At 55.0% G+C, this 20,747-nt stretch carries 21 protein-coding genes, 2 tRNA genes and 1 other RNA gene; 11 read left to right on the top strand and 13 right to left on the bottom strand.

Annotated features, from left to right (window positions below):
• Positions 1-14: 14 nt before the first annotated feature.
• The 4 genes from QC816_RS05495 to QC816_RS05480 form a co-directional block, all read right to left on the bottom strand.
• On the bottom strand, positions 15-1,472 hold the full coding sequence (locus tag QC816_RS05495) for an NAD-dependent succinate-semialdehyde dehydrogenase (protein ID WP_085919529.1): 1,458 nt from the start codon (positions 1,470-1,472) through the stop codon (positions 15-17).
• Between the two features lie 107 nt (positions 1,473-1,579).
• On the bottom strand, positions 1,580-2,131 hold the full coding sequence (gene folE, locus QC816_RS05490; protein ID WP_085919528.1) for a GTP cyclohydrolase I FolE: 552 nt from the start codon (positions 2,129-2,131) through the stop codon (positions 1,580-1,582).
• Positions 2,132-2,382: 251 nt separating this feature from the next.
• Positions 2,383-3,357 carry a serine/threonine protein kinase gene (locus tag QC816_RS05485; protein WP_309781321.1) on the bottom strand — a complete coding sequence of 325 codons (975 nt, stop codon included), beginning with the start codon at positions 3,355-3,357 and terminating at the stop codon, positions 2,383-2,385.
• A 55-nt stretch (positions 3,358-3,412) separates the two neighbouring features.
• Positions 3,413-4,126 (bottom strand): ComF family protein, encoded by a 714-nt coding sequence (locus tag QC816_RS05480; protein WP_268901380.1) that lies wholly within the window; start codon positions 4,124-4,126, stop codon positions 3,413-3,415.
• Between the two features lie 76 nt (positions 4,127-4,202).
• On the opposite strand from QC816_RS05480, the gene QC816_RS05475 reads away from it, so the two are divergent.
• Both QC816_RS05475 and QC816_RS05470 read left to right on the top strand, forming a co-directional pair.
• Positions 4,203-4,287, top strand: a tRNA-Leu gene (locus tag QC816_RS05475).
• A gap of 292 nt (positions 4,288-4,579) precedes the next feature.
• Complete coding sequence (locus QC816_RS05470) at positions 4,580-5,215, top strand: hypothetical protein (protein WP_085918666.1); 636 nt, start codon at positions 4,580-4,582, stop codon at positions 5,213-5,215.
• A gap of 49 nt (positions 5,216-5,264) precedes the next feature.
• Here the strand turns inward: QC816_RS05470 and QC816_RS05465 are convergent, their stop codons facing one another.
• The gene (locus QC816_RS05465) at positions 5,265-6,026 is read right to left on the bottom strand and encodes an SDR family oxidoreductase (protein WP_309781320.1); all 762 of its coding nucleotides are present in this window, start codon (positions 6,024-6,026) and stop codon (positions 5,265-5,267) included.
• Between the two features lie 181 nt (positions 6,027-6,207).
• Here QC816_RS05465 and QC816_RS05460 point away from each other — a divergent pair, with 181 nt between their 5' ends.
• From QC816_RS05460 to QC816_RS05445, 4 genes are all read left to right on the top strand, one after another.
• A complete protein-coding gene (locus tag QC816_RS05460) occupies positions 6,208-6,714 on the top strand; it encodes an FxsA family protein (protein ID WP_085918668.1) in 507 nt (168 codons plus the stop codon).
• Between the two features lie 224 nt (positions 6,715-6,938).
• Positions 6,939-7,232, top strand: a complete 294-nt coding sequence (locus QC816_RS05455) for a co-chaperone GroES (RefSeq protein ID WP_066320359.1) — start codon at positions 6,939-6,941, stop codon at positions 7,230-7,232.
• A gap of 57 nt (positions 7,233-7,289) precedes the next feature.
• On the top strand, positions 7,290-8,933 hold the full coding sequence (gene groL, locus QC816_RS05450; protein WP_085918669.1) for a chaperonin GroEL: 1,644 nt from the start codon (positions 7,290-7,292) through the stop codon (positions 8,931-8,933).
• Between the two features lie 128 nt (positions 8,934-9,061).
• Positions 9,062-9,796, top strand: a complete 735-nt coding sequence (locus tag QC816_RS05445; protein ID WP_085918804.1) for an RNA methyltransferase — start codon at positions 9,062-9,064, stop codon at positions 9,794-9,796.
• Between the two features lie 122 nt (positions 9,797-9,918).
• On the opposite strand, the gene QC816_RS05440 is transcribed toward QC816_RS05445, so the two are convergent.
• Complete coding sequence (locus QC816_RS05440; RefSeq protein ID WP_085918670.1) at positions 9,919-10,605, bottom strand: type 1 glutamine amidotransferase domain-containing protein; 687 nt, start codon at positions 10,603-10,605, stop codon at positions 9,919-9,921.
• Positions 10,606-10,724: 119 nt separating this feature from the next.
• The gene (locus QC816_RS05435; RefSeq protein ID WP_264823154.1) at positions 10,725-12,071 is read right to left on the bottom strand and encodes a Na+/H+ antiporter family protein; all 1,347 of its coding nucleotides are present in this window, start codon (positions 12,069-12,071) and stop codon (positions 10,725-10,727) included.
• Positions 12,072-12,272: 201 nt separating this feature from the next.
• On the opposite strand from QC816_RS05435, the gene QC816_RS05430 reads away from it, so the two are divergent.
• The 4 genes from QC816_RS05430 (at position 12,273) to mntR (ending at position 16,370) form a co-directional block, all read left to right on the top strand.
• Positions 12,273-13,667: a GntP family permease gene (locus tag QC816_RS05430; RefSeq protein WP_085918672.1), complete on the top strand. Its 1,395-nt coding sequence runs from the start codon at positions 12,273-12,275 to the stop codon at positions 13,665-13,667.
• A gap of 64 nt (positions 13,668-13,731) precedes the next feature.
• A complete protein-coding gene (locus tag QC816_RS05425; RefSeq protein ID WP_085918805.1) occupies positions 13,732-14,181 on the top strand; it encodes an ion channel in 450 nt (149 codons plus the stop codon).
• A 30-nt stretch (positions 14,182-14,211) separates the two neighbouring features.
• Positions 14,212-15,765: a cation:proton antiporter family protein gene (locus QC816_RS05420; RefSeq protein ID WP_199283356.1), complete on the top strand. Its 1,554-nt coding sequence runs from the start codon at positions 14,212-14,214 to the stop codon at positions 15,763-15,765.
• A 128-nt stretch (positions 15,766-15,893) separates the two neighbouring features.
• Positions 15,894-16,370 (top strand): manganese-binding transcriptional regulator MntR, encoded by a 477-nt coding sequence (gene mntR, locus QC816_RS05415; protein WP_085918673.1) that lies wholly within the window; start codon positions 15,894-15,896, stop codon positions 16,368-16,370.
• Positions 16,371-16,400: 30 nt separating this feature from the next.
• On the opposite strand, the gene QC816_RS05410 is transcribed toward mntR, so the two are convergent.
• The 6 genes from QC816_RS05410 to QC816_RS05385 all read right to left on the bottom strand — a co-directional run bounded on the left by QC816_RS05410 (position 16,401) and on the right by QC816_RS05385 (position 19,941).
• Entirely contained in the window at positions 16,401-17,096 is a 696-nt protein-coding gene (locus tag QC816_RS05410; protein WP_309781429.1) for an RES family NAD+ phosphorylase, read from the bottom strand.
• The gene (locus QC816_RS05405) at positions 17,096-17,494 is read right to left on the bottom strand and encodes an antitoxin Xre-like helix-turn-helix domain-containing protein (protein ID WP_085918675.1); all 399 of its coding nucleotides are present in this window, start codon (positions 17,492-17,494) and stop codon (positions 17,096-17,098) included. Before QC816_RS05405 ends, QC816_RS05410 begins: the two co-directional genes overlap by 1 nt.
• 124 nt (positions 17,495-17,618) lie before the next feature.
• Complete coding sequence (locus QC816_RS05400) at positions 17,619-18,392, bottom strand: DUF3750 domain-containing protein (protein WP_199283357.1); 774 nt, start codon at positions 18,390-18,392, stop codon at positions 17,619-17,621.
• Between the two features lie 307 nt (positions 18,393-18,699).
• Positions 18,700-18,796, bottom strand: an RNA gene (gene ffs, locus QC816_RS05395) — signal recognition particle sRNA small type.
• A 46-nt stretch (positions 18,797-18,842) separates the two neighbouring features.
• Positions 18,843-18,919: transfer RNA gene (locus tag QC816_RS05390), tRNA-Met, on the bottom strand.
• 86 nt (positions 18,920-19,005) lie between these two features.
• The gene (locus tag QC816_RS05385; RefSeq protein WP_199283358.1) at positions 19,006-19,941 is read right to left on the bottom strand and encodes a choline ABC transporter substrate-binding protein; all 936 of its coding nucleotides are present in this window, start codon (positions 19,939-19,941) and stop codon (positions 19,006-19,008) included.
• 182 nt (positions 19,942-20,123) lie between these two features.
• Between QC816_RS05385 and betI the strand changes: the two genes are divergently transcribed.
• Positions 20,124-20,747, top strand: a complete 624-nt coding sequence (gene betI / locus QC816_RS05380) for a transcriptional regulator BetI (protein WP_176243662.1) — start codon at positions 20,124-20,126, stop codon at positions 20,745-20,747.

The raw sequence follows: 20,747 nt of genomic DNA, 5'->3' as shown, positions 1-20,747 counted from the left end.
ATGAAAAGCGGGGTTTAACTGAGATCAATACACAGATACTTGGTTTCCAGATATTCCTCCAAGCCCTGGTGACCCCCTTCGCGTCCCAGGCCGGATGCTTTCACACCGCCGAACGGCGCCGCTGCATTGGAAATCAGGCCGGTATTAATGCCTACCATGCCATATTCAAGCGCTTCAGCTACCCGCCAGACCCGCGACAAATCACGAGAATAGAAGTAAGACGCCAGCCCATATTGAGTGTCGTTAGCCATTTCAATGGCCGTCTCTTCGTCATCGAAGGGAAAGACAGCCGCCAGCGGGCCAAAGGTCTCTTCATGGGCGACTTTCATTTCATTCGTGGCAAAGCTGATCAAGGTTGGGCTGAAGAAGTTACCTCCCAAGGGGTGCGGATACCCGCCCAGTAACAGCTCTGCCCCATGGTCGACAGCGTCCTGGACGTGCTCACTGACTTTCTGAACACCATTCTGGTCAATCAACGGCCCGATGTTGATATTTTCCTGAGTGCCATCGCCCACATTCAGCTCGCTGTTCATCGCCACGGCGAGCTTTTCGCAAAACGCATTGATGACGCTGGACTGGACCAAAAAACGGTTGGTGCAGACGCATGTTTGCCCTGCGTTACGAAACTTGGCAGCCATGGCGCCGTCAACCGCCGCATCCAGATCGGCATCTTCAAAGACGATAAAGGGAGCGTTGCCGCCCAACTCAAGCGATATTTTCTGCACATGCTCGGAAGCCTGCGCCATCAGCTTGCGGCCAACTTCGGTCGAACCGGTAAAGGTAATCTTGCGCACTTTAGGTGACTGGGTCAGCGCTTCGGCAATGTCAGCAGCGCTCCCAGGTACAACGTTGAAAACGCCGCGGGGAATACCGGCACGCTCCGCCAGCATGGCCAGGGCCGTGGCCGAAAACGGCGTCTGGCTCGCTGGCTTGACCACAATGGTACAGCCAGCCGCCAGAGCAGCACCCGCCTTACGGGTAATCATCGCCGCCGGGAAATTCCAGGGGGTGATGGCACCGACAACGCCAACAGGCTGTTTGGTCACCACAATACGCTGGTTGGCCTTGGCGGCAGGAATGGTTTCACCGTAGACGCGCCGAGCTTCTTCAGCGAACCAGCGAAGAAAGCTCGCCGCATAGGCAATTTCACCCGCCGCCTCTTTCAGTGGCTTGCCTTGCTCGTGGGTCATCAGCATGGCGAGATCGTGCTGATGTTCCAGCATCAGGTCATGCCACTTCAATAACAAATCCGCCCGCTCCTGGGCAGTCAGCGAGCGCCACGCGGGAAGTGCTGCATCAGCCGCTTCAATGGCCCGTTCGGTTTCCGCTTTACCCAGCCTTGGCATATCGCCCACTATCTCACCGGTGGCCGGGTTAAGCACGTTGATCTGGTCACCGCTGTCGGCCGCTACCCAACTTCCATCGATATAGGCAAACGGACAGTACAGCTGTGTCTCTTTAAGCGCTTCCATGACAGACTCCTGCCCCGGATAAGGGACTCATCAGCAAAATAACGTGTTCATGCTATGACGAAACAGGGTAACAGACCAACCGTAATACAGTATCGTGTCGCACAGGGTTAATTGACCAGCGTCAAGAACTCCTGACGCGTTGCCTGATTGGCCCGGAAATCGCCCAGCATGACGGATGACGTCATACTCGAGTTTTGTTTCTCGACGCCACGCATCATCATGCAAAGATGACGCGCTTCAATTACCACGGCCACCCCACGCGCCTGGGTGACCTGCTGCACTGCCTCGGCAATTTCCCGAGTCAGGTTCTCCTGAATCTGCATGCGTCGGGCATACATATCGACGATACGAGCAAATTTGGAGAGCCCCAACACGTTACCGTTCGGCAGGTAAGCGATGTGACACTTACCAATAAAAGGCAACAGGTGATGCTCGCACATTGAATACAGCTCGATATCCTTGACCAGCACCATTTCGTCAGTCTGCGACTCAAAAACGGCACCGTTGACGATTTCCTCCAGCGACTGATGATAGCCATGCGTCAGGAACTGCATTGCTTTTGCTGCGCGAAGAGGGGTATCTCTGAGCCCTTCACGCTCGGGATTTTCCCCAAGTGCGCTGATGATCTGTTGGTAATACTGGGCGATATCATCCGTCATGGTAAGCCTCGTCAAAAATGTCGTGCACGATCAATATGGCTCCATCGCGCTAAAAGGAGTCGGCCATAGGCCGCCATGGCAATGATTGGACGCAATCCAGACACAACCATGTACAGAAAATATACTTTAAGCAAGGTATGTACAATAAAATATTAACATAACGCAATAAAAGCGTGCATCTTAGCGCACCTAAGCGCTGGGTGGCAGCTTGGCTTGATCCGGCATCCCGCTATGCGCGTGATAGAAAGACACTATGCCAACCACTGCGGCTTTTTTAGTATTAGCAATTGTTGCTCAAGTTGCCGGATATGCTGATCCCAGTACCCTTTATCAGCGACCCAGGGAAACGCTAACTGGAAGGCAGGGTCTTGCCAGCGAGAGACCAGCCAGGCGCTGTGCCTTATCAACCGGTAGGCACGCAGTGGTTCAATCAGCTCTATCTGCTGATGGGGAAAGGGCCGCGTTTCTTCGTACCCTTCGACAATCTCACTCATCTGACGCTGCCACTCAACGGGCTCATTCGCCGATAGCAGCATCCAGATATCCTGGATCGCTGGCGCCATCAGGCAATCATCAAAATCCACCAGTGAAAACTGCTCATCGCGCCCCAGAATATTGCCCAAATGACAGTCACCGTGACAACGTATCATTGTTTCATCACCCCATTGATAGGGACGAAGCGCTTCCAGCATGCGGGTAATGACGCTTTCATAACCCCGACGCTGGTAACGATCCAAACGCTGGCTATCGAAGACCCGTTGCTGAGCATCTTTCACTCCTTCCACTAACTCCAGACGTGGACGATGGATAAAAGTGCCCTTGCTTGACGACTCGTGCAACTGCCCCATCAGTTCACCAAGCGCGAAAAGGTGGGCATCATTGTCCAACTCGGGGGCCTGTCCAGGGCAGTGGCGGAATAACGCAAAACGATACCCTTCATAGCGATGCAGGCTTTGCCCGCGACGATCACGCCAAACGGTGGCTACCGGCACTCCGGCCTGGCTAAGCTCGACAAGAAAATCGTGCTCTTCCTGGATAGTGGCGTCCTGCCAGCGTTCTGGACGATAGAACTTGATAATCCATTGACCGCCTTGCTCATCGCGGAACATCATCACGCGGTTCTCATAGCTGTTTAGCGCAAATGGTTCCGACGTTGGCCATATATCCAACGACTCCACCGCTGACATCACAAGGCCAGGAGAAAGCTGGTGAAAAGCATGCGTCATGGTGTCTCCAGGGATCAATCAGTAAAAGCGTATCATCGACGAGGGCATCGTGCTGTCAGGCGTCATCAACCACCAGAGGTGTGCGCGCCGCCGCCCACACATCAACACGCTGCGCTCCAGCCCGGCGCAATGCCAAAGCGAGTGCATGGGCCGTAGCCCCCGTGGTGACAACGTCATCAACAATCGCGACATACGCAGGCGGCGGTTTATCAATCACGAAAGCACCCGCCAGATTGGCAAAACGCGCCTGCCGGTTCAAGCGGCGCTGCGAAGGCCCCTGCTTGAGTCGACGGGCTTCGAGCACGGGCAAGCCGCTTCGCTTGGCGAGCTCGAAAGCCAACCAGTGCGCTTGATTGAACCCGCGGTCGCGAGCGCGCTCTGGCGTCATTGGCACGGGCAGTATCGCATCAAAGGGTGGCGACGGCAGGCTTTGTTGCATTAACTCACACAACAACATGCCAGCCCGAGGCCGGGCGTTAAATTTGAAATCGCGCACCAGTGCATTAACGGGAAATTCATAGCGTAACGCCACATAAGCAGCCTCGAAGGCAGGCCGCTTACTGAGGCAATGCCCGCACAAGAATTGGTGATCGTTCGTTAACTGATCACCACAGCACGGACAGGCAGGTCTATTCCAGGGCAACTGCTCGAAACATTCCGAGCACCAGCTTGCGTCCCCTTCAAGCGGTGCCAAACAAAACGCACAATAACCCGGCAGTCCCCGTTTTAGCAGAGCACTACCGGCAGCTACCCAGCGTTTCAATCGCATGAGCACTCCTTGGCTGGCGGCTTGTACACTTTATCATTGACTTTATATAAAAGATTGATAGTATACGCATCGTTCTGCGGATGTGGTGGAATTGGTAGACACGCTAGATTTAGGTTCTAGTGCCGTAAGGCGTGGGAGTTCAAGTCTCCCCATCCGCACCAATTAAGCTTTATTTTTCAATCAGCTAGATTTATCCCCTCCTTGCTTTTAGTGCTCATATAGTCTGTTTTGGGCATGCTTCGGTCAGTTTTTAAGCCAACATTTGCATCCCTTCTAATCGTCTTTATCTGCTTTCTTATGTCCCCGCAATGCTTTTTTATTGCCCAACAAATCAGGTTTACCTGATTAAAATTGAACCACAACTCATTGGCTAACTGGATTTTTTAGCCTGTTGAGCTAGCTTTTGTTCTACTCGCTAACTCCAAACCATTAAACGGGCTAAGGAACAGACCTATGGACTGGCTTAACGGAAATAGTCAGGCGATTTCCGCCGCCACAAGCATCTTCACCGTTCTCCTTTGGTTATTTTACCTGCAGCTACTCTATAACGGCTACGTTCGCCAGCGGCGTCCACGCATCATTATCAATCGCGGCCTTGGCACCGGCCAGAATGCGCTTTGTCTAATAAGCAACATGAGTAGTGAATCCATCTACATTCAACATGTGGCAGCACTTCTTCATACCCAAGAAAGCAGCTACATGGTCGACGTCGCGGAGTACCAGGAAGAGAAAGAGAATGAGCAGGAAGGGAAATCCATCAGAAGTCACCAGGGGCCGCTAGCCTCTGGCGATTACCTGCATATGCAACGCTTTGCCGACATTGCCGATCAGATCTGCGCTACCTGGCAACTGGACAACACCATTTACGATCAGACCGGGCTTCAACTGGAGCTGCGAGTGATTGCCATCTATGGCTCGGAAGACAGGCCCGTCGGAGCGTCGCGGTCATTCTATCTAAGCGACCCATCCACTTCCGAAAAGACATTGATCCCCATCAGCGTGGATACCAAACGTCTCAACGGGCGGCTTCAGCGCCGTAAAGTAAAGCGCTGGGCTGAAGAAGTGGATAACCTTGAAACGAATCGCTAGCCCGGCGTTGGCCATACGCCACTATCAACACGGCACCCATGGACTATGGCTACAGCCGCAGCCCACCGTCGCACTCGATGATTCGACCAGAGAAATAATCATTATCGAGGATAAACGCCACGCTTTGCGCAATATTATCCGCCTCCCCCAGACGCCTTAACGGCACCTTTGAGGCAATGCGTTCCAGCATATCGGGGCGCATCGAGGCGGTCATGTCAGTATTGATGAAGCCCGGCGCCACCGTACCGGTGCGAATACCATAGCGCGCCAGCTCGCTTGCCCAGGTGACAGTCAATGCATGTACTCCCGCCTTCGCGGCCGCATAATTGCTCTGCCCGGGGTTACCCGCTTTAGAGATACTGGAAATATTGACGATCACGCCTTCATGCTGGGCTTCGATCATTTGCGTCGCCGCTTCTCGTCCGCACAAAAACACGCCCGTCAGGTTGATATCAATCACGCGCTGCCAGGCCGCCAGGGACATGCGTGTTTCCACCTGCCCCTCTTTGGCTTTCACCATGAGGGCATCGTCGGTAATGCCCGCATTATTGACACACCCGCTGACCGGACCCTGCTTCTCGGCAATTTCCGCAAATGCTTGCACCACTGATGCTTCATCGGCAACATCAACGACCACTCCCTGCGCATCGATCCCCTGCCGTGCCAATGTTGAGACAGCGCTATCCAGAGCTTCACCACTAATATCCAGCAACGCCAGCCGCGCTCCCTTCTGCCCCAGTTGCTGAGCCACGGCATAGCCCAGGCCTTGTGCACCTCCAGTTATCGCAATTACCCGACCATCCAGCTTCATTTAACGCTCCTTCCCGTCCGTTTTGATCACGTTGATACATCTCGTCGTTCAAACTGACACGCAAACCATCACCCGGCAATCCCCTAAAAGCGCAATGCAGCTTCGCTAGGCTATTTAGTCCGGCTTGTTTTTCAACCAGACTGTCACCATATCTATCACGACGTTTATTACGGAGTTAGTTATGCCCATTTTGGTGTTTGTTTCCCTGTTCACGCTGCTTGACTTTGTCATCCTGTTCTCGATTGGCAGCCAGATCGGTTTATTAATGACTCTGCTGCTGGTGATTGGCACCGGGGTCGTGGGTCTGCATCTTATTCGCAAGGAAGGCGTGGCAACGTTTGCCCGCGCTCGTCAGCGCATGCAGGCAGGTGAAATTCCCTCTAATGAGCTGTTTACCGGTGCCGCCCTGATATTTGGCGGTGCGTTATTAATGGCACCGGGTTTTCTCTCCGATGCCCTCGGCCTTGCCTGCCTTGTGCCGAATGCCCGTCGCCTGCTGTTTAAACTGCTTACCGCGCTGGGTTTAAAGGTCGCCACCCACCGCACGACCGGGCATGATCCGTCGTGGGCCTCTCATCAGGATGAGCCCCGCTATCGTCACAGCGAGAGCGCGTCGTCCACCGAAAAGCCGGAAGGACCGATCGAAGGGGATTTTATTAGCCGGGATGAGCCGAAACACCGCGGCTAGCGAATAGACAGCGCTTGAGATTTTTTTATTAGCGCCCCCTTGAAAGGCCACCCGCAGCCCCCACTTTTCAAGCAGCACACAAGTTCGGTAACTGCTTCACTATAAAGTGGTTGCCATTTACAGCGAAGACATCTTGTCTTCATTTTTCGCGGGCACCGCCCACGAAAACTATCAACACTAACCGCCCTGATTGGGGCTTTGACGATACTCAGGAGAACGTAAGCATGAATATCCGTCCTTTGCACGATCGCGTCGTCGTTCGTCGCGTGGAAGAAGAGCAGAAAACCGCTGGCGGCATCGTGCTTCCGGGCAATGCGCAGGAAAAGCCTACCCGTGGTGAAGTTATCGCCGTTGGTAATGGCCGCATTCTGGAAAGCGGCGACGTTCGCCCCTTGGACGTGAAAGTTGGCGATAACGTGATCTTCAAAGACGGCTTTGGCGTTGAAAAGCAGAAAATCGACGGCGAAGAAGTCTTGATCATGAGCGAAGCCGATATTCTGGCAGTTGTCGAAGGCTGATCACCGCCTCGACCTATTACTTTCCCATTTCTTGAAATTTATTAGGAAGTAACGAACATGGCAGCTAAACAAGTCAAGTTTTCCGATGATGCTCGCAAGCGCATGGCGCGCGGTGTTGACGTTCTCGCCAATGCAGTGAAGGTCACACTGGGTCCGAAGGGACGCAATGTTGTTCTCGAAAAATCCTTTGGTGCACCGACCGTCACCAAAGACGGTGTATCGGTGGCCAAGGAAATCGAACTGAAAGACAAGTTCGAGAACATGGGCGCCCAGATGGTCAAGGAAGTTGCTTCGCAGACCTCTGACGTCGCGGGCGACGGCACCACCACCGCCACGGTTCTGGCCCAGGCTATTATCGCGGAAGGCCTGAAAGGCGTAACTGCCGGCATGAACCCGATGGACCTCAAGCGCGGTATTGACCATGCCGTCACGGCAGCCGTCAAAGAAATCCAGGCGATGTCAGTGCCCTGCACCGATACCAAATCCATCGCTCAGGTAGGCACCATCTCCGCTAACGGCGACAAGCGCATCGGTGAGATCATTGCCGAAGCAATGGAAAAAGTCGGTAAAGAAGGTGTCATCACCGTTGATGAAGGTCGTGGCTTCGAAGACGAACTGGAAGTCGTCGAAGGTATGCAGTTCGATCGTGGCTACCTGTCGCCCTACTTCGTGACCAACCAGGACACCATGTCCGTTGAACTGGAAGATCCTTACATCCTGTTAGTGGATAAGAAGATCTCCAACATCCGTGAGCTGCTGCCGGTTCTCGAAGCCGTTGCCAAGCAAGGCAAACCGCTTGCCATCGTTGCCGAAGACATCGAAGGCGAAGCGCTGGCCACGCTGGTCGTGAACAACATGCGCGGCATCGTGAAAGTCGCGGCCACCAAGGCGCCTGGCTTTGGCGATCGTCGCAAGGCGATGCTTCAGGATATTGCGATCCTCACCAACGGCACCGTGATTTCTGAAGAAGTCGGTCTGACCCTCGAGCAGGCGAACCTGGATCATCTGGGTACTGCCAAGCGCATGACCATGTCCAAGGAAAACACCACCATCATCGATGGCGCCGGCGTTGAAGCCGATATCGAAGCTCGCGTGGGTCAGATTCGCACCCAGATCGAAGATACGTCTTCCGATTACGACAAAGAGAAGCTGCAAGAGCGGGTTGCCAAACTGGCAGGCGGCGTTGCGGTTATCCGCGTCGGTGCGGCCACCGAAGTGGAAATGAAAGAGAAGAAAGCCCGCGTTGAAGATGCGCTGCATTCGACTCGCGCCGCCGTTGAAGAAGGCGTAGTGCCTGGCGGTGGTACCGCGCTTGTCCGCGTCATGGCCAAGGTACAGGGTCTGACGGGTGATAACGAAGATCAGAACCATGGCATCAACATGGCACTGCGTGCGCTGCAGTCGCCGCTGCGTCAAATCGTCAGCAACGCTGGCGAAGAACCCGCCGTCGTCATCAACCGCGTGAAGGACGCTGAAGGCAACTTCGGCTACAACGCGCAGACCGGTGAATTCGGGGACCTGTTTGAAATGGGCGTCCTCGACCCCGCCAAGGTAACGCGTTCGGCGCTGCAGTCTGCAGGCTCCGTTGCTGGCTTGATGATCACCACCGAGTGCATGATCGCCGACGATCCGGACGAGAAAGAAGCCGCTCCGGACATGGGTGGCATGGGCGGAATGGGTGGTATGGGCGGCATGATGTAAGCTGCCCCCCGAGCCTTATCGCTCTGACGGCTAGCCGTCATCAAGAACCCCGCCTTGTGCGGGGTTCTTGTCGTTAAAGCGTGGTAAAATCGTCGTTTTCCATTCGCTATTCAGGCTGTCTTATCACCGTGCTTTCCAACATTCGCATTGTGCTGGTGCAAACCTTCCATCCCGGTAATATAGGCGCCACCGCCCGGGCCATGAAAACCATGGGGCTGACGAACCTGGTGCTGGTCAACCCCCGTCAATTTCCCGACGAGGAAGCCACCCGCCTTGCCGCCGGGGCGACAGACGTTATCGACAACGCCCGGGTCGTCACCCGGCTTGACGAAGCGGTGAGTGACTGTGTTCAGGTAGTAGGCGCCAGTGCGCGGCTTCGCAGCCTCCCCCTGCCCCATTTTGAAGAACCCGACGATATGGCCCAGGCGGTGACACAGAACGCGCAGCATGCGCCGGTAGCACTCGTGTTTGGCCGCGAACGCTCAGGGTTGACCAACGACGAGATTCGCTGCTGCACGCATCAAGTCAGCATTCCCGCCAACCCTGACTACGGCATCTTGAACCTCTCTCAAGCGGTGCAAATCCTTGCCTACGAAGTACACCGCGCATGGCGCAGGCGCGACGACAGCCACTATGTTTATCAGCAGCCGACTGAAACCACGCCGCCGAGCCGCGAACAATTCTTGTACTTTCAGGAGCACTTAGGGCGATTGATGCAGCAAAGCGGCTTTATCACCCAGCCCCATGCGCGCACTGAGGAACAGTTGCAAGCCCTGTTTACCCGCGCTCAGCCGAGCCGCAAAGAGCTTTCTCTGCTGCGTGGCTTGCTCAGCGCTTTCGAGTCCCACTTGCCGGATCGATAACTCATGCCACACAGCCATCAACCCATCCATCGGGCACGGTGCGTAATACCTACCCACAAAAAACGGCGAGCTTGTGCTCGCCGTTCGTCTATGCCGCTAACAGTTAGTGTGCGTAACGCTGATTAACGGTCCAACCACGCCACCAGCGCTTCACCGGTGGCCGCTGAGGATGGCGGGTTTTGGCCGGTGATCAACTGACCATCTTCACGCACATAAGGGGTGAAGTCGTCTGCCTTGCTGTAAATACCGCCACATTGCTGAAGCGCATCTTCTACCAGATGAGGAACAACATCCGTCAGCCCCACGGCCTTTTCTTCACCGTTGGTAAAGCCGGTCACTTCACGACCTTTCACCAATGGTTCGCCATTCCTGTCCTTCGCATTGACGAGCACAATCGGCGCATGGCAGACCGAGGCCACCGGCTTACCTTGTGCGATAAAGGTTTCGATCAGCTTGATAGAATCTTTATCATCGACCAGATCCCACAGCGGGCCATGGCCTCCCGGATAGAACACGGCATCAAAGTCATCTGCTTTCATATCGCTCAGGCGATGCGTGGCGGCCAAGGCGGCATTGGCTTGCTCATCCTTTTTGAAGCGCCGCGTTTCATCGGTTTGGCCATCTTCGGCATCGCTTTTTGGATCAAGCGGCGGCTTGCCACCTTTCGGCGATGCCAACGTCACCTCGGCCCCGGCGTCCTTGAACACGTAGTAAGGCGCGGCAAGCTCTTCCAGCCAGAAACCCGTCTTTTCTCCGGTATCGCCCAACTGATCGTGAGACGTCAGTACTACCAAAATACGCTTGCTCATCTAAATTCTCCTAGCGTGATGCGTTCAAAACTCCGCCTAACACTCTTTTAGGTGGGGGCATGCGCCCTGAGTTGCAAGCCGAACCCGTCCGTCCTTGTTAGACGCCGCGCCCTGGATGGTTAAAGCATCATCGTCGCCAGCCAGCCAAAGCCGATAAGCGGTACGTTATAGTGCAAGAATGTCGGTACGACACTGTCCCACATGTGATCATGCTGACCGTCGACATTGAGGCCTGCCGTAGGACCGAGCGTAGAATCTGATGCGGGGGAGCCCGCGTCACCCAAGGCAGCAGCAGTGCCCACAAGTACGACGGTGGCCATGGGCGAGAAGCCGAACTGAACCGCTAACGGCACAAAAATAGCCGCGATAATGGGAATCGTCGAAAATGACGAGCCGATTCCCAGGGTGATAAACAACCCGACCAACAGCATAACCAGCGCAGCGAGCCCGCGATTATCACCAAACAGGTCGACAGCACCCGCGACAAGCGTGTCGATATCGCCGGTGGTTTTCATGACTTCCGCAAAACCGGCCGCCGAAATCATGATAAAGCCAATCAACGCCATCATGCGCATGCCACTGGTAAACAAGTCATCGGCTTCGCGCCATTTAAAAATCCCCCCCAGCGACAGCAGCCCAATCCCTACCAAACCGCCCAGGATCATCGAGCCGCTATAAAGCTGGAGCCCGAGAGCGGCGACAATGGCGACCCCGGACATGACCAGCCCAAGTGTGTGGGGCGTGGCGGGCGTGGCCGAATGCCCTGCCGGTGTATTGGCTAACGGCTTGACCGCATAATCGCGACGGCCGCGGTAGCTGAAAGTAAGCGCCACGACCAAACCAACAAGCATCCCGCCGACCGGTATGGCCATCGCCATGGGCAGCATCTCGCGGGTGATTTCCAGGCCCAGCGGTTCACCCGCACTCCTCAGGTTGGCCAGTAAAATATCATTGAGGAAGATAGCCCCAAAGCCCACAGGCAGTAGCATATAGGGGGCCGTCAAGCCGAATGTCAGGGCACAGGCTACCGCCCGACGGTCCAGCTGTAGGCGGTTCATGACGGCCAACAAGGGTGGTATCAATACCGGGATAAACGCGATATGCACGGGGATCACATTCTGGGACAGAATCGCGACCAGCACTACCGCGGCCAACAGCACCCACTTCACTCGATTCTGGTTGGCTGCATGGGTTTCTTTACCCAGCATCCTGATCAACACGTTGGCCAGCATGTCCGGCAGCCCGGAGCGGGAAATCGCCACGGCGAAAGCGCCCAGCGTCGCGTATGCAAGCGCCACCTGGGCACCGCCGCCCACCCCATCGTTGAATGCTTCGAGCGTCTGATCCAATGAGAGCCCGCCCACGAGCCCACCCACTAACGCGCCCACGACAAGGGCGAACACAACTGAAACTCGCGCGAGCGAGAGCGCGACCATCACAAGTACGGCAATAATTACGGCGTTCATCAATCTTCCTAAAATAGGCAGTGAGAAGTGGTAAGCGAGAAAACGCGGGATTTTATCAGAGAAAATCGCTATTCGCGGCGCCATTTACCCGATATATCACCAAGAACAACAGCTCCGCATTGCTGCTATGCAACACGAAGCCTGATATGTTGGTATCCTGGCTCTTGGATTAACTCAGATTCATGCTGCTCCGGAGCGCCCATGAGCACCTTTGCCATTGTCATTTCGCTGCTTCTGCTCATCTTCCTTGCCTACCGTGGGCTGACAGTTCTGCTGCTCGCCCCGCTGATGGCGGCGCTGGCGGTTACACTTTCGGGTGAAGCCGCCTTTTTGTTGCCGATGTATACCGACACTTTCATGGGGGCCCTCGGCAGTTTTGCCATTCAGTTTTTTCCGCTGTTCTTTCTGGGCGCCCTGTTTGGGCAGCTAATGTCGGATTCCGGCGCGGCTCAATCCATCGCCAACGGCATCGTCAACAAGCTGGGCACCCGCCATGTGGTACTGACGGTCGTGCTGGCCTGCGCCATTCTTACCTACGGCGGCGTTTCGTTATTTGTCGTAGCCTTTGCCATTTATCCCATCAGCCGCGAATTATTTCGCCGCACCGATATTCCCAAACGATTGATTCCAGGCGCGATTGCACTGGGATCTTTCACCTTTACCATGACCGCTCTACCCGGCACCCCGGCCATTCAGAACGCAATCCCCATTCCTTATTACGCCACCAACAGCTTTGCCGCTCCCGGCCTGGGAGTCATCGCCGGGCTCGTGATGCTCGGGCTGGGAATGGCCTACCTGCAATCCCGAGTAAAACGGGCGGCCGCACTGAATGAGGGCTACGGCCTTCATAAAGAACGCGAGACGGATGAAAGCGACTCACAGAATTCGCCACCCACCATGCGGTTAACCACGGCGCTGATTCCGTTGATCATGGTGATCGGTCTGAATGGCCTGCTGACGTACCTTGTTTTCCCATCGATGGACCTGAGTTTTATCAGCGATGAATTCGCCAGCGTAACGCCCGCCCGGCAGAGCGGCCTGTGGTCAATCTTGATCGCCCTGCTGAGCGCTTCCATATGGCTGGTCATCAGCCGCTGGCGACACTGGATAGCCCTGAAAGATACGGTTAATGGCGGCTGTGTCGACTCGTTGCTACCGATTTTCAACACCGCCTCCGTCGTCGGCTACGGTGCCGTGATTGCCAGCCTCGAGGGCTTTACCATCATTCGCGATACGGTGCTCAACGCATCGCCGGGTAATCCGCTGATTTCCGAAGCGCTGGCGATGAGCGTGCTGTCAGGTATTACCGGCTCCTCGTCGGGGGGCCTGTCGATTGCACTGGAAACGTTGGGCGGCGAATACCTGGCGATGGCACAAGCGGCCAACATCGACCCCGAGCTCATGCATCGCGTTGCCACACTGGCCGCCGGCGGCATGGATACACTGCCCCACTCTGGCGCCGTCATTACGCTGCTGACCATCTGCGGACTCACCCACCGACAGGCCTACGGCAACGTGGCCATGGTCACGATCGTGCTGCCTATCGCCGCACTGGTGAGCGTTATCACCCTCGGCACGCTGTTCGGCAGCTTCTAAAATAACCGCGCGCATGAGATAGTTAACCCAAAACCAGCGTTTGCAACCACGGGCCCAGCTTTTCGTGACCATTCCGTACCCTGAACACGTCGTGGTGGTCATCACCACGTCTATCACCGTCGTGCTCGCGGTTCTGCTGCACTACGAAGCCCTCTGGCTTATTTCCCGCCAGATTGAGCGATCACACAGACCCCACCGTCAGCGCATTCTGGCCATGGCATTCGGCGTTCTGATGACCCACATCGCCGAAATCTGGCTGTTTGGGCTTACAGGGTGGTGGTTGGTCGAGCTGCGAGGTATCGGCGCATTAAACGGCTATAGCGTTTTCAACCTGCTGGATCATATATTCTTCGCTGCCGTGACCTACACCACGGTGGGCTACGGCGACATTTATGCAACCGGCCCGATCCGTTTCTTGTATGGCACATTAGCATTGACCGGTTTTGTCTTGATCACCTGGTCGGCGTCGTTCACGTTTGTCGAAATGCAAAAGCATTGGCGAGTAAGAAAATAATCTGTCTGTTCCATACGCTAGGGATTGTGCATGTTTGAAGTCATTATTTTATCGTTTGCCTTTATCTTCGGGATTATAGCTCGCCAACTCAGTCTGCCACCTCTGGTGGGTTTTTTAACGGCCGGTTTTGCACTTAATTTTGCCGGGCCCTATTTGGGTTTACCGACCGAGGCTGGCCCATTGCTCGAACACCTGGCGCATCTGGGCGTATTGCTGCTGTTATTCACCATTGGCTTGAAACTCAACCTAAAAAACCTCGTCGAACCTGCTGTGCTGGGCGGTGCTTTTATACACCTCAGCATCACCACATTTATTTTCACTGCCGGCTTCGTGGTCTTGATGGGCCTGGCGCTTGATACCGCCATTCTGCTGTCCATTGCGCTATCATTTTCCAGCACGGTACTGGCTGCCAAGGTGCTCGAGGGCAAAAGAGAATTGCGGGCGCTGCATGGACGACTGGCTATCGGCATCCTGATTATCCAGGATCTGGTGGCACTGGCCGCCATCAGCATTTACAGCGGCCAGTCTCCCTCCTGGTGGGCACTTTGGATCCTGGCGCTGCCGCTACTACGGCCGGTGCTTTACTGGCTGATGAGCATTGCCCAGCACGATGAAATGCTGGTTCTGATGGGGGCAGTGTTGGCCATTGCCATCGGCGGCATGGGCTTTGATGTCGTGGGGCTCAGCGGCGAAGTGGGCGCTCTGGTGATGGGACTTTTGCTGGCCAAACATCCACGTGCCCAGGAAATGTCCAAGGCGCTCTGGGGGCTAAAGGAAATACTGCTGATCAGCTTTTTCCTGCAGATAGGCATGTCGGGCCTACCCGACGCTAATGCACTGATCTTCGCTGGCGTGATGGCAATGCTGCTGCCACTAAAAACCGCGCTGTTTTTTGCCCTTCTGGTTATATTCAAGATCCGCGCCCGTAGCGCTTTTCTGGGGAGCCTCAGCCTCACAGCCTACAGTGAGTTCGGCCTGATCGTGGCGTCCAGCATTCTGGAAGAGTGGCTGGTACCGCTGGCGCTGACGGTGGCGCTTTCATTTATCATCTCCGCGCCGCTCAACCGAGTCGCCCACGCCCTGTTTGATCGTTACGAAGTCCGCCTGACCCGCTTTGAACGTCATTTACGCCATCCCGATGAGCAGCCCGTCACCCTCGGCGATGCCAAAATGATGGTGATCGGCATGGGCCGGACCGGCAGTGCCGCCTACGACTTTTTCGTCGAGAACCATTTGCGGGTGATCGGCATTGATTCTGACCCGAATAAAGTGGCGGCCTCCGAGCGCGACATACGTTATGCCGATGTGGAAGATGTTGCTTTCTGGTCGCACCTGGATATTCATGCCCTTGAAGCCGTAATGCTGGCAACGCCCAACACTGAGAGTAAGCTGTTTGCCACTCGCCAGCTTCGTAAAGCGGGTTTTAAAGGTACGATCATTGCGGGTATCAACTATCCCGATGAAGAAGCCCCCTTGATGGCGGCTGGCGCTGACCAAACCTATTTGCTGATGGCCGGTGCCGGTATCGGTATCGCCGAAAAAACCTGGGAAAACCTACAGTCTACTGCGCCAATCAGGTTTTGAGGGCGTTAGCTCAACAAAAAAGCACCATGCAAATAGTTTAACCTTGGCTAACAATTATTCCAAAAAATACGTTACCATCCTAATCAACGTTTATACTCACTCTGATATAGCCAACCTATATAGCCATTATGAGCGATCACGAACAGCCGCCATTGCCGCCTAATTCACGCCTAAGTGGCGATGCGCTGCCGCCTGTCGAGCAGCATGCACAACAGTACGAAACCGTGCGCAACGCCCACGAAACTGAACTGATCGAAGATTATGTGGAACTGATCGGGGATCTTTTGCGCCATCGTGGCGAAGCACGCGCAGCTGATATCGCCAGCCGCATGGCGGTTAGCCAGGCCACTGTATCGAAAATGATCCGACGTCTGAATGAGCTGGGGCTGGTAACGAGCCGTCCCTATCGGTCGCTCTTCTTGACTGAGGAAGGCCATAAAATGGCCGAAACCTCACGCGCACGTCATGATATTGTGCTGCATTTCCTGCGCGCCCTGGGCGTTCGCGACAACACCGCCCGCATTGATGCAGAGGGCATGGAGCATCACGTCAGCGATGAAACACTGGCCATCATGCGGCGTTTTACTGAAAAGCATCAGACATAAAACAGCCACTTCATTGTTTTTACGATTTTTTTACGACCTTGATACGGCTGAAAGCCGATTAACCTGGGCGATGTCACCATTCCAGATCATTTCCAGGTGAGTGGTCTGAATCATCTGCTTGACACGACGCGGCGTCATCAGCGCCCAACAGACACCTCCCTCGTGCCGCACCGAGTGATATCGCAGCCCCGTTCCAGTTGAACGACGTAATGCTTCGCCCAAGACCTGCGATGCCCGGTAATCATCAGCGCAATAGATGGGGTGGCTCGGTGCTAACACCAACCCATCTCGGCATCCCCCTTCATCGAACACACATTTCAGCCCTCTAAACACGAAGCGTTCATAGTGCAGCGACGGCACTTTTCGCCAGTACGCTTGCTGGTGATATTTTACTTCCGTAATCGCAGCAGTCAGTGAATCCGCGACATAGAGTACGCCAAAGCTGCCATCGCTAAAGCGCGAGCCATTAGGATTGACATGGGTAAACGGTGCGGTGGCATAAGAGCAGCCGCGAATGCCGAAGGGAATATCTTCAATTGGCAAAAGCCCCAAATCGCCAACCTCGTTTCGCAAGCGTGGATTGGTTAATGCCTGAAGCGCGTAGAGGGCTTCAAACTCCTCGGCATTGGCAACGTCGTCAAACAGCTCAATCGGTGGAAACTTGCTGTTGACCAGGCGGTAACTTTCCACCCGTTTTGCGGAACATGACGGCAGCTCGTCAGGCATTACCACTGGGCACTCCGCAGGCTATCGATACGCTTGAAGGTCTCGTAAAGCGCGGCAAAATCACCGCTACTGATAACGTCAAGCGGCGTGCGGCCGTTAAAATAGGGGTTGTAGTTGGCCATCGAGACAAACCCATACAGGTTATCAGGGTTCTCAAACAGCATGCGCAATGCCGCATGAATATTGAGCAGATAGCTAATTCGCGTAAGTTGATCGTTGTCGAGCTTGATTTCAGCCACGTCACCACGGCGCGCCCGGGCATAGGTACTGTGGGAAACACGCAAAATGGCTTCTCCCTGCTCACCGGTCGCGCGCCACTTATCCAGAATACGCACCGCTGCTTTCAGCCCTACCGCTGCCGCTGCCTTGTTATGAGCAAGTTCGTTTGCCGTTTGCATCGTCATCTCATGGCCTATTCTGCAAATACAATAAATCTATAAAGGTATCTACAGACAGTGTACACCATTAAGCTCTTATCTGCCTTCTTGCTGGCTGCGAGGCAGCCAACAAGCGCGCCAACATTTAATGATTCCCCATGGCCCGGGCGGGCATCCCCAACCGGCCGACACCCGGCAGCTTGATCGCCGGCCGCATGAAATCAATCCCCACGCCAAGCCCCAAGATATTCACCTCAACCCCCTCTTCACGGGCGACAAGCAATCCCACCACACCCCCCAGAGAAAGCTGATAACCGGTACCACTCGGCGCAGGTGCGAAAACACTGTCAAACAGGTAGTCTTTACCAATCGCCGTGATCGGCAGAGACACATTGAACCCAGGCACCTCCCGAGCCACCCAGGCAATAAAGCTATTGCTGTTGGGTCCCGGCCACACGCGGTACAGGTCAGCATAGGGAAAACGTGCCGCCGCATCGGCAATCCGGGGAATCATGGTTTGCGCTGGCTCGCCGCGGTAATCCGCCAGCAGTTCGGGGGAGTTGCCAAACCAAAAGCGATCAGGCATATCGATCGACGACACCACCGTAGGTCGACGCCAACTCAACACCTGATGCAAGCGATAGTAGTCAGCGTTTTGCGCTTTGGTGGCAATCCATACATGAACCCCGAAGGCACCTCGCCAGTTATACGCACGTGCGGCGTAAACCTGCACGACCGCCTCAGAGACATCCTCCGGCGACGGGGCGATATCCGCCGACGAGCGATCAAGCGCGGACCAGTGCCCATCTGTCACGATCTGGTCACTGGCCAGCATCCACACCGGCCCAGCCAGCAGAGCCCCTAGCAGCAAGAGCAACACCGCTGCCCAGCGCCCCAGCAACGCTAGTGTTTTTTTCATAGAAGCCTCTTGTCGCTAACAGCCGTTATGGCAAGACGGTAAAAGTACCGTGAGGTGAGATACAAATCGAGCGATGACTCTAAACGTGGCTCACACGCAACAACGTTATCAGCCAGCTTTATTGTGACGTGACCTTCTGCCAATCTCGGTTCGCGAGGCTAGAGAGGCAATCATTCAACCAATGCCAAATGGAAGAAAACATGAACAGATCATGGAACTGCCATAGCGGTTTGCCGTCGAGCATACAAAGAGGTTGAAAATCAACAGGAGGGAGAATCAAAAAACGGGGGATCAGAAATGGAGGCGGCCCCAAAAGCCACATCCCGGCACACGCATCCACCACTACCGTTGCTCCCTTCCGGGCCTGGCGGGGTTTGCAGTTTAGCGTTGCGGGAGGACCTAAGGGGCCACCATAACAGCTGACTCATTTGCGAGTCTGCCTACGCTGAGTGGTGGCTACGCCCTGATTTGAACAGGGGACCCCATCATTATGAGTGATGTGCTCTAACCAACTGAGCTACGTAGCCTTTCCGACATCAGCGGAGACGCATTGTGCCTATCTTAACGGCAAAAGGCAAGCCGTTATCGACCTGCCTTTTGCTCCAAGCACCTTTTATTGCAATGCGTTACGCACAGCTTCTTCAGCAGGCTCGCCATCGATCGTTTCCACGCCGGCTAACCACTCGCCTAGCAGCTCATCATTTTCCTGCAGGTAAGCACGCGCGGCATCACGGGGGTCTTCACCATCGTCCATGATTTCGCCCATCAACTGATTTTCCATTTCGAGTGTGAACGTCATGTTGTTGAGCAGTTCACCAACATTAGGGCACTCTTCCGCGTAACCACCACGGGTGTTGGTATACACCGTCGCACCACCCAGGTCAGGGCCAAAGTAATCGTCAGCCCCTTCAAGATACGCCATGTCGAAGTTGGTATTCATGGGGTGTGGCTCCCAACCCAGAAATACCATCCAATCTTCATTGGGTACCCGCGCTGTCAGTTCGGCCAGCATGCCGGCTTCACTGGAATCGACCAACTGCCAATCGCCAAGGCCGAAAGCATCGTCATCGATCATTTGCTGGATCAATTCGTTGCCATCGTTGCCTGCTTCAATACCATGCAGTTGCTGGTCAAACTGGTCGGCATGCTCTGCCAGGTCTTCGACCGACGTGACGCCTGCATCGTAAACATACTGCGGCACGGCCAGGGTGTATTTGGCACCTTCTAAATTGGCCGTTAACCGATCAACTGTGCCTTTTTCAACGTAAGGGTCACTGATTGAGGCCATTGACGGCATCCAGTTGCCCAAAAAGACATCAAAGTCACCGTTTTCCATGCCCGAGTACGCGATGGGTACCGATACGGTATCCACTCGTGCCTCGTAGCCCATACCTTCAAGCACTTCGCTGGCAAGCGCTGTGGTCGCAGTGATGTCGGTCCAGCCTACCTCGGCGAAGCGAACAGTGCTGCATTCGTTAGCCATCGCCAGTGAAGGAAGTCCCGCCGTGACGACCATCGCCCCCATCATACCAATATGTGTTTTCTTCATTCAGCGTCCCCTTTTCATCAGATTATCGATCACCCGCTCCGCATTCATATCGCAGCGGCAGCTAACATCTTTTTGTTGATTGAACGTTCAATAAAAAGATGCCATCATTGTTAGGTAATCATGCCTAAAGTCGTTTTTCAAGGTAATGGGTGAATAGGCATTCAACGCGACAGGAGACAGCCATGCCTAAAGTGGGAATGGAACCAATACGCCGCGAGCAATTAATTAACGCCACCATGGCGGCTATTGACGAAGTTGGATTGGCGGAAGCCACTGTCATGCGGATTGCCCGCCACGCGGGGGTGTCAGCAGGTATTATCAGCCATTACTTTGGCGGCAAGGATGGACTGCTGGAAGCTACCATGCGGCAAATTTTGACCGACCTCAACCACGCTATTTCAGTGCGTCGCCAAGCGTTGGAAGACCAGACGCCACGCGCCCACATTGGTGCCATTATTGAAGGCAACTTTGACCGCACTCAGGTCACCGGCCCGGCCGCCAAGACCTGGCTCGCCTTCTGGGCCAGCAGCATGCACAAGCCGACACTGCAACGCCTGCAGAATGTCAATGACCGCCGCCTGTACACCAATTTATGCCACCAATTTCGCCAGATCATGCCGAGGGCTGATGCTCGCAACGCGGCTCGGGGTCTGGCCGCCATGATCGACGGCCTGTGGTTGCGCGGCGCACTTACACCAGAAGGCCTGGACGCCAACGAAGCACGCCACCTGGCCCACACCTACCTTGACCAACTACTTGCTCACCATGGGTGCCAACAGCCTGCATCCATGATCGAATCTTATTAA

Source organism: Vreelandella janggokensis (genome assembly GCF_031451615.1).
GTDB classification, from domain to species: Bacteria; Pseudomonadota; Gammaproteobacteria; order Pseudomonadales; family Halomonadaceae; genus Vreelandella; species Vreelandella janggokensis.
The sequence above is the reverse complement of the archived record's forward strand: the minus strand, read 5'-3'. Positions and strand labels throughout refer to the sequence as shown.